A 14832-nucleotide genomic window follows, 5' to 3' on the forward strand; every position below is an offset into this window, starting at 1 on the left:
TATCAGATGAACTCGAAAGACAGGCACTCCATGCATGGAAAGGAAGCACAATCAGGACAGTCCCTGGCATCTGGTTTCAGACTGCGTGCTTCTCTGTTGGTACTTACGGTTCTGATAACTTGGACCTCCGGCCTGAATGCCCAGGCAATCAAGCAACGCGAACAGGCGCCCAAGCCTCCCACTATCGAGGAACTTGTCGATCAGGTGTTCACCGCAACCGGATCAGAACGCACACCAGACATCATCGAACAGGAGCTTGCGGATCTGTGTATTCGAATCGCTCTCACTGCCAACGAGTCATCGCTTGAGAAGATTGCATTGGCGGATGCTCCACGAAGGGTAATGCACGATATCAACGCGGCGCGCGATTCGCATTCACTATTTCTGGCGTACCGGGAATCTCCGCTTGCCTTTGAGTCTCTTGCGTACGTCCTGCGCGTGGAAACCAAGGACAGAGCACCGTCATATCAAACACTCGCCCGTCTTGCGAAGGAACGATCAAAGGATGTAACAGAATACCCGAATCTTGCGGCTGCGGTTGCAGCGGTGCATGAAAAGCAGTTTGTAAGAAGTATCAATGAGAATGTCGCGCGGGGCAGTTCTGCACGAGAACTCTTTGACTACTTCGTGAAGCATCGTCAGGCGATGGCACTGGACCCAGCAAGCACGCCAGCCGAAGTACTCGTCTACGTTGTGGATTCAGCTGCGCCTGTGAGAGAGCTTGAGTGGGCGCTCGAGGAGTACCGGAATCGAAAGCCAAATCTTGATCGCTGCTACTTCCAGATTCGATATGATGACTCGTACTTCAAGCGTGGCACAGAGAAGAAACTGACCGCTTCGGGCAGGTTCGATTTACCAGCAATCCAGAAGTATGGCGGTGTCTGCGCCGATCAGGCGCATTATGCAACGCATGTGGGCAAGGCATTCGGCATCCCTACTGCATATGTGCGCGGTCGAGGTGTTGATGTTGCGCACGCGTGGGTTGGCGAGTTTGTCATCAGGGGTTCGAAGTCGGAATGGAACTTTGACTCCGGCCGATACGACGGATATGAAAACCTCCGTGGGGAGGTGATGTGCCCTGTCTCAGGCAGGTGGATCAGTGATGGTGAGGTTGCGCTGATTGCCGAGTTTGCCAAACACACCCAGCTTGAACGTCGAACCGCAGCAGCGCTCATCGATGTTGCTGCTCGGCTGAACACAACATCACCCACCGATACCTTCGAACCCATCCTCGGGCTTCGCCAGGCAACGAAGCCTCGAACCATCGATATCAATGGACAACTTGAACTTCTGCGACTTGCATCAGAAGCATGTCCGCATGATGCGATGATCTGGCGTGCGCTCGCGAGTGAAGCAAAGCAGGGAAGGCTGACCATGAGTCAGATGAAATCCTGGGCCGACGATCTACTGAAGCTGTCAGGAAAAGACTACGCAGATTTCTCGTTTGAGGTGCTTGCTGACATGATCAGCGCGGTCCCGGATGCGGATGAGCAATCAAGGATGTGGGACTGGGCATTTGATCGGTTCTCCCGCCGACCGGATCTTGCTTCGGCAGCGCGATTCAGACAGGCATCCATGTGGGAGAAGACTGGAGATCCTAGCAAAGCGTGGGACGCATACAACGACGTTGCGATGCGGTTTGCAAACGAGAGTCCTGACACAGTTCCAGCTGTCGAGCAGATGCTCAATCTGCTCTCACGCAATCAACGCCGGAAAGAGAACGCGACCCCAATGCTGGAAAAGGTCTGGAAGCGCATACGCAAGCCCGATGACTTTGCTGTGCAGTTCAGAGCGCAGAGCAACTGGTATCGTGTCGGCGTGCTCCTTGCGCGTGAGCATGAGCGGAACGGCGATACGCAGAGAGCAGGCACCGTCCGTCGAAGACTGGGTATGGATTGAGTAGATGCTGACGGGCACCTTCATGAAGTTCTAACTTTCAGCCGGAGATAGAACGGAACAGTTATTGGACTATTTATAACGATGCGCTCAGTGCCTGTGGTCTGCTTCGGCACTCTTGGATGACGATCATCCCGGCCGAACCGGTTGTGCTGGCTCCCGTATGATGCATCGTGACGATCCGGCTGTAACGGCTCAAACGCAGGGGTTGCGCATCCGATGTGTCACACGCAGTTTGCGCGGGATGAAATCGGGCAGCACGCCTGTTCACCCCGTCAGGCCCATCTACATGGTGTAGGACATACATCATGGAGACCGCGGGCGGGACATCAATCAGGCTCATGGAGCACATAATGCAGCATACCACACCATGTCGCACACCAGCACGCCGTTCCGTCTTCGGACGCAGGGCTGGCACTCGACTCTCATTTGTTTCGTTGTGCCTCTTTACCGTGGCTGGTCAGGCTTTCATCACACCAAACCAAGCATTGGCACAGGATGGTGGCGTTGCGATTGCTGAGCGCGATACTGGTATGGGCCTGAGTTCGTGGTCGGGCAGTGTGTGGCAGGCTGCTGCGCAAGGCGATGAAAAGCGGTTCTTCGCTCTGCTCGATCAGATGCCGGATTCAGATTCCATGCAGGCAATGGCGCTGAAGGATTCCATCGCCCATCTGCGTGCAAACTTTGCAGAACGAGAGAATCAGCGCAAGGAGCATTTGTCCGAAGTTCGCGCCCGGTTCGAAGAAACGATGGCGCAGGAGCACACCGATCTTGTGCTGACAACCGCGCTGCGCGATGCGGTCGAGATTGAGATGTACTCGGCGGACAAGGCCGCGTTCCATGCAGACGAGAGTATCCGCAACCTTATCAAGGAAGCTGATGCAGCCGCAGTTGCCGCAGAAGATCGCGCGGACTGGCTGATGGCAAACGAGCTTTATTACAGGCTCAGTCTCCTGATTCCCGGCAACACCACCTACGACGAGAAGGTGCATGAACTCGGTCGCCGGCTTGCAATGATCCGTCTGTACGCCCCGAACAAACTCTGGGAGATGCGCAACGAGCGCCGCATGCTCGAAGACGAAGCAGAGCCACTGCCGCCGTTCAATAACGTCGGCGAAGATTTCCGCGAGAAACTTTCCGGCATCAGTGACGAAATCGTGATTGATGCTGTCGGCCGTGCGGCACGGCTGCACGTCGAACTCGGCGATGAGCTCGATCTGGTTCGTGATGGACTGCGGGCACTTGAGGTATTTGCAGAAACGCCTGAGCTCGCCGACACATTTGAAGGCCTGAAAGATGAGGCAGCGCGTGAGCGGTTCCTCTCCATGGTTCGCTCTCGTCGTGCGCAGCTTGGCCTGACCATGACCCGGGCAAGCTCGCTCATCGATGATCTTCAGAAAATCAACCGCGAGACGATCAACATCCCCAAGGAAGCGCTTCTGCACGAGCTTGGCAATGGCGCGATGTCTGCGCTCGACGACTACTCCGCGATCATCTGGCCCGACGAGGTGCGACGCTTTGAGCGCAACACCTCGGGCAAGTTCATCGGTATCGGCGTGCAGATTCAGATGAACGAACTCGGCAACATCGAGGTCGTGACGCCACTCGAAGGCACACCGGCGCAGCGTGCCGGCGTTCGCTCTGGCGATGTCATCAAGAGGGTCAATGGTGAATCCGCTGTTGGGTTTACGCTCGATCAGGCTGTCGACAACATCACAGGCCCTGAGGGAACGAATGTTGTCGTCAGTATCGATCGTGAAAACGACGAGGGCGAGCTTGTCGAGCACGAGTACAACATTCGTCGCGAGGTCATCAAGCTCCGCTCGATCAAGGGGTGGAAGCGCCTCGACGCCAACGAAGATAACTGGAACTGGTTTGTGGATGATGATTCGAAGATCGGATACATCCGCATGACCCAGTTCCATGAGGAGACATCGATCGAACTCGATCGCGCCATCGCGCAGATGAAGGCCGAGGGGCTGCAGGGTCTGGTGTTCGACCTGCGGTTCAACCCCGGCGGTCTGCTTGATGAAGCGGTCAGTGTTGTCAGCAGGTTCATTGATCGCAAAGAAGCAAATGAAGCGATTAACGGCGCTGTCGTGGTCTCTACAGAGAACAAACGCAATCTGCCACAGATGCGTCCGGAAGTTGTCCAGGGTCATCGCGATTCACTCGCTGGCATTCCGGTTGTTGTGCTGATCAACGAAGGATCGGCATCGGCAAGCGAGATCGTTTCCGGCAATCTGCAGGACTACGCGCACGCCGGTGCGATACCCGCTGTGATTCTCGGTTCACGCTCATTCGGAAAGGGCTCGGTGCAGAACGTGTGGTACCTGCGTTCATCACCACCCGCAGCGTTGAAACTGACAACACAGTATTACAAGCTGCCGGGCGGTCGTCTGATCCATAAGCATCCCGGCTCTGAGAATCATGGTGTCGAGCCTGACATTGAGGTCGAGATGCTGCCGAACCAGGTAACAGAAGCGATCCTGCTTCGTCAGGCAGCGGACGTGGTCACGCTTGATGAGAACGGTCTGCCGATTGTCAATGATGAGACACCAAACCCGGACGATCTGATCGACAAAGGCACCGACCTGCAGTTGCACACAGCTGTCGTGCTTCTGAAAGCGAAGCTGACCAAGGGTGAGCCGCGCCATGCACAAATCGGTGGCTCACAGCGGTAATCTCTAAGACACATTGCTCTGTTAATACAGCCCCGGCACATGCCGGGGTTTTTCATTCTGCACGAAGGGACTCACAGAAACTCAAAAAGCCCGGCCTGATCTGGCGGCTTTCTTCTTTGGGATGGTGCATTGTGCCGTTGCAGCATCAGCAATCCATCGGCAGCGGGTTTGAGGAATCGCTGGATCGACTCTACTTCATTCAGTGCTGGATTGATCCACGCCTTGATATCTTCCGGCTCAAGAATGCACGGCATCCGATTGTGAACTGAACGCATCTCTGCGTTGGGCTCGGTTGTTAATACGGTGCAACTGAACAACTCCTCGCGTCCGTCATTCGACACCCAGCGATCCCACAATCCAGCAATGTACATGGGTGTACCGTCTGCGCGTGTGATCAGGAACCGTTGCTTTGAACCATCCTCATTGGTACGCCATTCGTAAAACCCGGTCACCGGAAGCACACATCGGCGGGATCGGAACGCCTCGCGAAACGCGGGCTTCGTTGCTGCATTCTCACTTCGTGCATTGAACGTTGAAAACCTGACCTGCGATGACTCTGCCCAGTGTGGCACGAGCGACCACAGCATCATCATGCCATCAAGCACAAGTTGCTCGCCGGGCTTGAGCGCGTCGCGTACAGCGTACAGGACAGGAACACGCGATTTGGGTGCGGCATCCTCATTCGATGCAGGCCCACCAGACAAGAGAAGATCCTCGCGGATACGTATCCTGTATTCATCGAGATGGTTCTGTATCTCCTGCCACGTGAACTTGTGGATAATCCTGCCGCACATCATGAACTGTAGATCATTCAGCCTGCTACACGATCACCGTGTCTTCGGCAGGTCTGCTTCGCCGAGGAGTCGGAACATCTTTCGGCGAAGGATCTGGCCCGCCAGTGTGATGTCATCCACGGCAAGCGCGATCGTCGGAGTACCGTTGGGTCGGCGCATCAGCGGGTACGCAAAGTGGATGTTCAACTCAGCAGCAAGAAGTGAAAGACACAAGCTCGACAGGGTGTTGTTGTGTGTCATCTCGACAACCAATACGTCACGATCGGAGTACGGGAGCTGGAGATCCTTCAGAATTCGACGTGCAATATCCGCGTTGTTCGTCACCAGACGGACAACAGCGTGATCCGATGCCTCATGCACACTGAGCGCGCAGATGTCAGATCCCTTATGCTCGAAGGCTTCGACCAGATCGAACAGTCTGCCCACACGATTCGCGAGAAACACGCTGAACTGCGTCACAGTGGGTGGCGCAAAGTCGCGTCCTGTTTCGAGCGGAACTGCTGCTTCAGCCATCGTCGATCCTCCAACCCGTCATGACCGTGCGCCACGCGACGACCCGCCTCGAATACTCGCTGGCCCGACGTGCTGCACATCCATGACTTCCACCAGAGCGTTCCAGCGATCTGCTTTCCACATCGCGGAACAGCGGCTGATCCGCTGCGCCAACCCCGGCCGCTCGACAGTCCTCACGCATTCGCAAGGGCGGTCCGGCTGGCTGCTCCAAGCCATCATGGTAACCGAAAATGACGGGTCGGGTCAATAAAAAAACGCCGACATCGCTGTCAGCGTTGATTTCACCCCGATGTTGGTGTGGTGATCGGACGCACAAATGCCCAATCTGACAGAGTTTCCACACGATTTCAGCGCTCAGGCGGAAAAGCTTGATCCGCATCCGCAGGTGCTGGTGGCGTTCGGGTTTTCAAAGACGAACCCCTTGGCCATCAGCTCATCCTTGTAGTCAACCCGGGTCCCGTTCAGGTACAGCAGGCTCTTTGGATCGCAGATCACGGTGATGCCATCGATATCGAACGCCTCGTCGGTATCGCGCTGATGCTCGGTCAGATCGAGGATGTAGCTGAACCCTGAGCATCCCCCACCCTTGACGCCGACGCGCAGACGAACTTTGGCAAGGTCCAGACCCTCGTCCTTGACAATCTTGTGGATAGCTTCAACCGCTGCCTTTGTCAGGACAACGGGAGCAGCAGCGGTTTCGGGTGCGTTGGTGGTACTCATGATGCATCTCCATCCAGTTCATCCGGCAAGCCACCGGCATGGTGCGAATACTCGCATTCTATCGGCACAATCTGTCAGTCCAATCAGGCGTTCGCAGCCGCAGCTTTCTCTGCGCCTTGCTTGTTCTTGTAATCAGCAATTGCCTTCCTGATCGCATCCTCTGCAAGTACAGAGCAGTGGATCTTCACCGGCGGGAGGCTGAGCTCCTGCACGATCTGCGTGTTCTTGATCTCAAGCCCCTCGTCAACAGTCTTGCCCTTGAGCCATTCCGTCGCGAGTGAGCTTGATGCGATCGCCGAGCCACACCCGAAGCACTTGAACTTCGCATCCTCGATCTTGCCGGTCTCGTCGTTGACCTTGATTTGAAGCTGCATCACATCGCCGCACTCGGGCGCGCCGACCAGCCCGACGCCAATGTCCTTGCGCTCTGCGATCTCCTTCTGCGTGCCGAACGTGCCGACGTTGCGCGGATTCTCGTAGTGGTCGATTACCTTTGGTCCATACGCCATCATCTACCTCGATTCAATGCTGCACTCTCGTGCATGATGTCCATTCTTCGAAATCATTCCTAGTGCGCTTGCCACTCGATCTTCGATATATCGATCCCTTCCTGGTGCATGTCGTACAGCGGCGACAACTCACGCAGGCGGGAGACCGCATCAACGATCTCAGCAATCGCATAATCGACTTCTTCTTCCGTGTTCCATCTGCCAAGGCTTATACGCAGCGAAGAGTGTGCCAGTTCATCCCCCACGCCCAGAGCCTTGAGGACGTAGCTGGGCTCGAGTGATGCGCTGGTGCACGCCGACCCACTGGAAACCGCCAGCGGATGCTTCGCAACCGAGCGGGCGAGCGCCATCATCAGTCCCTCACCCTCGACAAATCCGAACGAGATGTTTGTGATGTTCGCAAGACGCTTGTCAGGATGGCCGTTGACCTTCACGACATCGAGCTTCGATGTGAGCTCGTTCTCGATTTTCTGGCGGAGTTTGAACAACCGCTCACGTTCGACATCCATCTCCGCTGCGGCGATCTCACAAGCCTTGCCCAGACCGACAATGCCCGTCGTGTTTAGTGTGCCCGAACGGAAGTTGCGTTCCTGACCGCCACCATCGACCAACGCCTGCAATCGCACGCGCGGCTTGCGTCTGCGAACATACAGCGCACCAACACCCTTCGGGCCGTAGATCTTGTGCCCGCTGAGTGAGAGCAGATCGACGTTATCCTTCTCGACATTCGTGGGCATCTTTCCGACCCACTGCGTCGCGTCGGTGTGAAGGAGCACGCCCCTCTCCTTGCACAGCGCACCGATCTGCGGGATCTCGTTGATCGTACCGATCTCGTTGTTCGCCCACATGATCGAGACAAGGATCGTGTCGTCGCGCATTGCGTTCTTGACGAGTTCCGCAGTGATGAGTCCATCTTCGCCCGGCTCGATATAGGTGACATCAAACCCTTCACGCTGCAGACGCTTGCACGGATCAAGCACAGCCTTGTGCTCGTGCATCGCTGTGATAATCTGTCCGCGCTTGTCGCTGCCCGCGGGCGCTTTGGCGTACATGTACGCAGCACCCTTGATCGCGATGTTGTTCGACTCGGTCGATCCCGATGTGAAGATCACTTCCTTTGGATCGGCGCCGATGACTGTCGCGACCTGCTTGCGCGCATGCTCGATCGCGTCCTCAGCCTCCCAGCCGAATGCGTGATTGCGCGAGCCGGAGTTGCCGAACTTGTCCGTGAAGTACGGGAGCATGGCCTCCACCACGCGCGGATCGCACGGCGTGGTTGCTGCGTGGTCGAGATAGATATGCCTTGATGTGTCTGCGCTCATGAACAAATCTCACTCACCCGCACGATCATCCGTGCGGGACGTTGGTTCTCAGTGGGCTCTCGCTCGGAAGCCTTCCCATTCGGTTTGATGCGACACCATCTCAATCCGTCACACCGAACAAAGTAACAACGAATTGGGTTGCTGCCTATTCAGGATATTGTTGGTCCAGAGTTGGTCAATTGCGACTGATTCTCGCCGCAATCGGCAAGAAACCCGCTCAAGAGGTGGCAGGTTTGCCTGTGTAGACCATGGTAACGCGATTTCCCGTATCGTTATACTCGACCTCGGCCATGTATGCCCGAATGAGCAGCAGCCCGCGCCCGCCGGGGAGTTCCACGTTTTCGGGCGCGGTTGGGTCTGATACATTTGCAGGATCGAATCCCGGTCCCTGATCTTCAACGGTCAGCACAACACGTCCGGGTATAACTTGATACTCAACACGAACCGGCACCGATGGATCGAGTTGCTTGTGCCCATGACGGAAGGCATTTGACACTGTTTCCTCAAACGCGAGCCTGATGGCAAATGTGCTTGAGTCATCAAACCCAGCGCGAGAAATATCTTCCACGAGCTGCTCGCGAGCAGCATCTATCTGCGCACGATCGTTTTCCAGAAGCAGCGTGATACACTCACCGTGCCTCTCAAATCTGCTGTCTTGGCCGGGTGTTTCCGCCATACGACTGTGCAAAACCTCCAAATCCAAGCTGATCGGCGCGTGTTGCAGACGCGAAACACGTGGTCGCGTTTAGCAATCAACGCAGCGTTAGAAACTCGCCCTCGCTTCATCCGCTGACTGGTGAATCTGGAACAGTGTGTGAAGCTGGGTAATGACAAAGACGTCGTAGATCTGCGAATCGATTTCTGCAAGACGCAGTTCGCCTTCCTTCTCCAGAATCTCCGAGCGAATACGGATCAAGGCACCGAGTGCCGCAGACGAGAGATGATCTACATTCTGGAAGTTGATAAGTAGCTTCGGTCTCTCCTGACTGGCAACGATCGACGAGATCTGATCTCGTATCGATTGGATGTTGGCCTCATCAAGGATGTTCCGATCAACGAACGAGACTTCCGTCACATCGTTCGCGTGTGAGATCCGCAGCCGTGACTCTTCTGACGCCATTGCATTCCTCCGAAGACGTAAGCCGAAAAGTGTAGGACGATCGACAGACAAATGCTGAAAAAGAAACGAGGCCCGGAGCAAACCGGGCCTCGTACAGAGAATCATCAATGCTCGATGGTCAATCAGAACCCACCGATCGCATCGCCGAACGTACCGGGTGAGTGGGCAGCCTCCTGCTCAGCCTGAATAAGCACGGTTGGCTTAATCAGGATAAGCAACGTCTGCTCTTCCTTGCTCTGCAGGCGGTTTGTAAAGAAGCGGTTGATGATTGGCATCTTTGAAAGAACCGGCACACCGGATTCCACTTCAAACTCGGTTACGAGACGCTGCCCACCGAGCAGCACGGTGCCCTGATCGGGAACATTCACCGTCGTCTGGACTCGCGTGACTGTCACAGTCGGAAGCTGGATGAACTGCTGCGCAGCTGACGAGTTAATCAACTGACCACCAGCCAGCGCGACAACTGGTTGCTGAGCAAAGCCTTCAATTCGCGACACACCGGTATCAACATTCATCGTGACATAGTTTCTGTCTGCCGACACGGTACCTTCGGCAATCAGCGACACACCCTCGGTTGTCACATCGACGGTCGGATCGAAGCCGACTGCCGACTCGCCAACAACCGATTCGAGATCGGAGATATACGCAACCTGTGTGCCGACAAACACGTTTGCAATCTGACCGTTTGTGAATGTCAGACGCGGCGCTGTCAACTGGGTTGAGCGTCTATCGGCCTGTGTTGCCTTGACCAGGAAGTCAACCGAAACATCGTCGATAAACGATCCAGCAAGACCAAGGGCGGGCGCACCACCAATAATCGCTGAAGCCCAATCTGACGCAGGAGCCAATCCTGATGTCAGACCCAACGAATCCCCAGTGATACCAATGATGGACCACGGCCTTGGGTTGACAACAGCAGACCCCTGCGTTGCACCAATTGTTGCTGGGAAGGTCGGATTTGGTGCCGTCGCAACTCGAACAGGCTGTCCACTCTCAAAGAAGTCACGAGGCTGAATGATCGGGTTCTGTGCACGTGCCGCGCGGAACTGATTGTTGTTTGAGTTCAGGTAAACATCGATATCAAACCCAATCTGCTCAAAGAAGTCCTGGTTCACAAGCAGGAACCGGGTTTCCACGTTTAACTGCACCGCTCGCGATGCGCGAAGCTGGCTGAGTAGATCGCTGATCTGCTGATGGTTGCGCGGCGTGTTTGTGACAATGAGGTTGCGGCCCCACGCACGCATTGTGCCTGTCTGTCCGCCATTGTCGACCCACCCTTCGAAATCCACTTGTTCCTGAATAATGTCCTGGATTTCCTGGATCATGTCCTCAAGCGGACGACGCTCACGATCCTGATTGTTTCCACGATCCTGGAATGGGCTCTGCCCACCACCACCCTGCGATGACTGCAGCGCCTGCTGAAGATCCAGTGTCGGGGCTTGTGTGAAGTCAGGAATCTCAAGCAGAAGATCAGAGATGTCATACACGAAGCGAGCATCGCGCGTACGCAGACGGATATCCTCGTCTGAAGAGAACGACACAACGCCATCAATCACTGCCCAGCCAGCCTTGCTCAGTTCGTCAGGAGAAACCTCCTCTGCAATACGATCGAGCAGTGTTTCGAGCGGAACATTGGTCAGTTGCATAGAGATCGGTGTCTCGGCAGAAATCCCGACATCCGAAAGACGATTCCAACGGGGCGTGATGTTCAGGTCGCTGGTCGAGCGCACAAACTCGATTGCGTCTCCGAGTGTATTGTCGTTGAACTCTACCTCGGGCACTCTGCGCTGGCGCAGCTGGGTCACCACCATCTCGTTTGCTGGCGAATCGCGATACGTCTGTGCACCAACACGGTTTGCCTGGAACGAACGCCACTCAGCGGGATAGCTGACGATGCTCGTTGGAGGAACAGCTGCGACCTGGTTCTCCACAGACAGATGGGCGAACGCCTCTGCCCGCAGCTTGCGCATTTCTGCAACACGCTCGAAGAACACAAGATCCTGATACACCGCGTGCAGAAGCAGTCCGGACGGATCACGAGGATACTTGAACAGCAGCTTATCGACTGTGCTCAGCGCTTCGCGATACTGACCGTTTGCCTGATACTCGCGGGCCTGCTTCACAAGCTCGTCGATTTCCTGAGCGCGGATGCGGGCTTCGCGCTCCTTTGCATCCTTTGCATTTTCTGCCTCAAGACTTTCCTGATCAATACGAATCTTGTCGTCAATCTGCCGCTGCTTCATGTCGATCTTGTTTCCAACGCTGCGAATGATCGCCTGCTTGTCCTCGTACTCGGACTGGGGCAGAATCTGATTGCGATCGATGGAAAGACGCGCTGCATCGAGTGCTGCACGAGCAGCAATCAGGTCGGCTTCTTGGAGTTTGCGATCTGCTGTCGCGATGTTGTTGTCAAACTCAGCACGGATGACCTGACGCTGCAGTTCAATCCCTTGGCCGTGAGCATCCGGATCAACGCTGTCGGGGCCACGCATCTCGATGCTGGAGTTCTGCAAACGCGTTCTGGCCTGCTCGAGTTGTGTTGCGTCAAGCACATCGGAGAAGTTATTCAGCAGTGTGTTATAACGATCGCGAGCACGAGCGAAGTTGTTCGCAATATATGCCTGATCGGCTTCTGCGAGCAGCTCCTGTGCCTGCAACCTGCGGGCCTGAATCTCAATCTGCGTGATGGACGGCTGATTGTTTGCCTGAGGATCGATTGTCACTACGGGCTGATTTGTTGAAGGCTGCGAAGGCGATGTTGCGGGATTATCTGGCTGGTATGTTGCAGGAACAGTCGGGTCTGGCTGTGTTGCAGGACGACTCGGCGGCTCAACATTGTTGTTGGGCGTTGTGTTTGATGGTGTGATTGGTGACACGACGCCGGGTTGTGGCTCATCGGGCTGAGTGAGCAGGCCGAGCGTGCGGGTTGGCTCAAACGCACCGCCATTGACACGCTCAAGCTCGATCAGACGATCAAGGTACGAGGTAAGTGTGTGCTCCTGGCCGCTCGTCAGTGTGATGCCGCTGCGACGGATGCGTGAGAACCCCTGCTTTGCGTCGGCGTACCGGCCCGCGTGGAAATCTCGCTCTGCCTGCGACAGCACGCGCGTCAGCATCGGCTCAAGATCTCCTCGCATCTCACTCACACGTATCATCACAGCTTCAGCCCGCGAGCGATCGGCACGCAGCGCAGTGCTTGTTTCAAGCACACGCGATGCGTGAACCTCTGCGACGGCAAGATCGCCCTGTTGCATCGCGAGTTCTGCACGCTGGAGTGAGACTTCAACCGGTGAGAGTTGGTCTATCTGCTCCTTTGCGATAGTCGCCAGCGAGAGAAGACGATCTGACTGATCAGGTGAAAGCTCGTCACTCGCTGGTCCCAACAGCATCGAACGAACAATGTCGAGTGCGTGGACAGGTTTGCCCTGCTCGAGCAGCTTTGATGCCTGCTCGTGCGCAAGCCCAGCCGTCATAACGGTTGGCTCGGGCAAGCCATCAAATGCGTCGACCGGCATGCCAGCAGCAGCGACAATTGAGCACTGCAAAGCAGCCATTGACATGGCACTTGCGACGAATGTTGTTGAGAGCGGGCCTGATCGCTTGTTGGTGCGAGCCATGCGTATCTCCGGATCATGCACAATGAACGGGGTGACTGTGTGACGTAATGCTGCGACGGGATTGCCGAATAAGGCGGTTGCGATTGGATGACAGCCTGATGACAGAGGGCTTGCCCCGCGAGTCGCAGGGACGAGCGTATGCTCGCAAACCGTGCCGGGCTGACCCGGCACCCAATCAAATGCACCACGAGCAGAGTTCTGCGCATCGCACATCATCTGTGGCACGACACGACATGGTTCTGGTTCGTGGATTGGCAGGCCCGAACAGCCTGCCAACGGATGTACAAAGCCTACGCGCCATGGTCATGGCGTGGAGCCTCCCTGGCTAAACCGACAGTGAGCGTCAATACACCGCAACACCATCGCATAACCAAGTTCATTCAGATAGAACCATCCGAATGAACACACCACCTGCTGGGCATTGTGATACGGCTGCCAGCAGGGGTTGGATCCGCATTTTCACGGATCGGTTTCTCAACTCGCCTCACGAGAAGACCGAACGTCAAGGCTGGCTGCATCCAGTTTGGGCTGTTCTGCCCGAATCTCATCCCTCAAGCCAGCGAACACGCAGCACGCGAGCAGCCTTTGCCTGTTCGATGCTTCGAATCATCGCGGGTTCCCGAAGAACCTTGGCAACCTCCTCGGCAAGCACCCGATCTGCGAGCACCATTGCTCGTTCAGTCAACTCGACATCTTCCGAAGGTTGTTCGGTGGGTTTGCCACGGGTCGGCTTTGGCGCTGTACTTGTCGATGGGGCTGACCGTTGCGGTTGCTTCGAGTTGTTGTCCGGCCACTCGCCCGTTGATTCCAGTGCAAGTTCCTCTGCGCGCATCAGACCATCCGCAAGAAGAAACACCTCGGCGTATCGTGTCTGGGGCGTCGGCTTTTCCATCCGGCATCTGACGAGGCATCGCCAGGCAGTAAACCCGAGATCGTTGCCCTCGTCGTCCACATTTGACTCTGGGTCAACATTCAATGTCAGCAGCCAATGGTCGCGCAGATATTCAACAATTTCCTCGGGTGAGAGTAAATCTGGCCGATCTTCCGGCGCGATCAGCACGCTGGTGTGCTCATGTGTTGACGAATCAACGCTCGCAAGTTCCTCGACGGGCATCAGTTCGAACGCAGCAAGCATGGCTTCAACCTGTTCGCGCAGATGGACCTCAACCCGCAGCGTCAGTATCTTGTGCTCATCAAGAAAGAGGTACATGAACGGGTTTTCGCTCATCACGCCAAACCCGACGAGCCCATCCTCAAGCAGAAATGTCTCAAACCGACGCAGCGCATCGATAACGTGCTCGATGCCGATGAGTTCGTAGGCAAGATACGGATCGACCTCGCGATACGCATCAACGCCAAGAACATCCAGAATCGGAAAGACGCGCCCTGGCGCGAGCGTGAGCAGCAGTCGCAGCAGCGCCCCCAGCCGATTCGCGCTGATGTTGATATCGAACAGGTATCTGTCAGGCCATTCATCCCATTCGTCAGAGTCCGTGTCTGCAGGCTCGAACTCCACCGTGTACCCGGGAGTGGGCACCATTGATTCCAGCGGATACACACCCAGCGGGAACGAGAACCCGTCCACCTGGATCCGCTTGAGCGAACTGTCAACCGCGCATGTCAGCATCCTGCTGCATCTCCCCCTGTACCTTGCAGA

Annotated in this window: 11 protein-coding genes; 2 read left to right on the forward strand and 9 right to left on the reverse strand. The window is 56.0% G+C overall.

Annotation, left to right across the window (positions count from 1 at the left end):
- Positions 1-6: 6 nt before the first annotated feature.
- Both H6815_01480 and H6815_01485 read left to right on the forward strand, forming a co-directional pair.
- On the forward strand, positions 7-1899 hold the full coding sequence (locus H6815_01480; protein MCB9859098.1) for a hypothetical protein: 1893 nt from the start codon (positions 7-9) through the stop codon (positions 1897-1899).
- Positions 1900-2249: 350 nt separating this feature from the next.
- Positions 2250-4580, forward strand: coding sequence for a S41 family peptidase (locus H6815_01485; GenBank protein MCB9859099.1), 2331 nt, complete (start codon positions 2250-2252; stop codon positions 4578-4580).
- A 71-nt stretch (positions 4581-4651) separates the two neighbouring features.
- Here the strand turns inward: H6815_01485 and H6815_01490 are convergent, their stop codons facing one another.
- The 9 genes from H6815_01490 to H6815_01530 all read right to left on the reverse strand — a co-directional run bounded on the left by H6815_01490 (position 4652) and on the right by H6815_01530 (position 14802).
- Positions 4652-5377 (reverse strand): SOS response-associated peptidase, encoded by a 726-nt coding sequence (locus H6815_01490; GenBank protein MCB9859100.1) that lies wholly within the window; start codon positions 5375-5377, stop codon positions 4652-4654.
- 30 nt (positions 5378-5407) lie between these two features.
- Positions 5408-5887 carry an acetolactate synthase gene (locus tag H6815_01495; GenBank protein MCB9859101.1) on the reverse strand — a complete coding sequence of 160 codons (480 nt, stop codon included), beginning with the start codon at positions 5885-5887 and terminating at the stop codon, positions 5408-5410.
- A 354-nt stretch (positions 5888-6241) separates the two neighbouring features.
- Positions 6242-6607: an iron-sulfur cluster assembly accessory protein gene (locus H6815_01500; GenBank protein MCB9859102.1), complete on the reverse strand. Its 366-nt coding sequence runs from the start codon at positions 6605-6607 to the stop codon at positions 6242-6244.
- Between the two features lie 83 nt (positions 6608-6690).
- Positions 6691-7116 carry a Fe-S cluster assembly scaffold IscU gene (gene iscU / locus H6815_01505; protein MCB9859103.1) on the reverse strand — a complete coding sequence of 142 codons (426 nt, stop codon included), beginning with the start codon at positions 7114-7116 and terminating at the stop codon, positions 6691-6693.
- 59 nt (positions 7117-7175) lie between these two features.
- Complete coding sequence (locus H6815_01510; protein ID MCB9859104.1) at positions 7176-8438, reverse strand: IscS subfamily cysteine desulfurase; 1263 nt, start codon at positions 8436-8438, stop codon at positions 7176-7178.
- A gap of 217 nt (positions 8439-8655) precedes the next feature.
- Positions 8656-9114, reverse strand: coding sequence for an ATP-binding protein (locus H6815_01515; protein ID MCB9859105.1), 459 nt, complete (start codon positions 9112-9114; stop codon positions 8656-8658).
- A gap of 87 nt (positions 9115-9201) precedes the next feature.
- On the reverse strand, positions 9202-9558 hold the full coding sequence (locus H6815_01520) for an STAS domain-containing protein (GenBank protein MCB9859106.1): 357 nt from the start codon (positions 9556-9558) through the stop codon (positions 9202-9204).
- Between the two features lie 122 nt (positions 9559-9680).
- Entirely contained in the window at positions 9681-13400 is a 3720-nt protein-coding gene (locus H6815_01525; GenBank protein ID MCB9859107.1) for a hypothetical protein, read from the reverse strand.
- A gap of 319 nt (positions 13401-13719) precedes the next feature.
- Entirely contained in the window at positions 13720-14802 is a 1083-nt protein-coding gene (locus H6815_01530) for a hypothetical protein (protein MCB9859108.1), read from the reverse strand.
- Positions 14803-14832: the final 30 nt, after the last annotated feature.

The sequence above is a fragment of the Phycisphaeraceae bacterium genome, from assembly GCA_020639155.1.
In the GTDB taxonomy this organism is placed as follows: domain Bacteria; phylum Planctomycetota; class Phycisphaerae; order Phycisphaerales; family UBA1924; genus JACKHF01.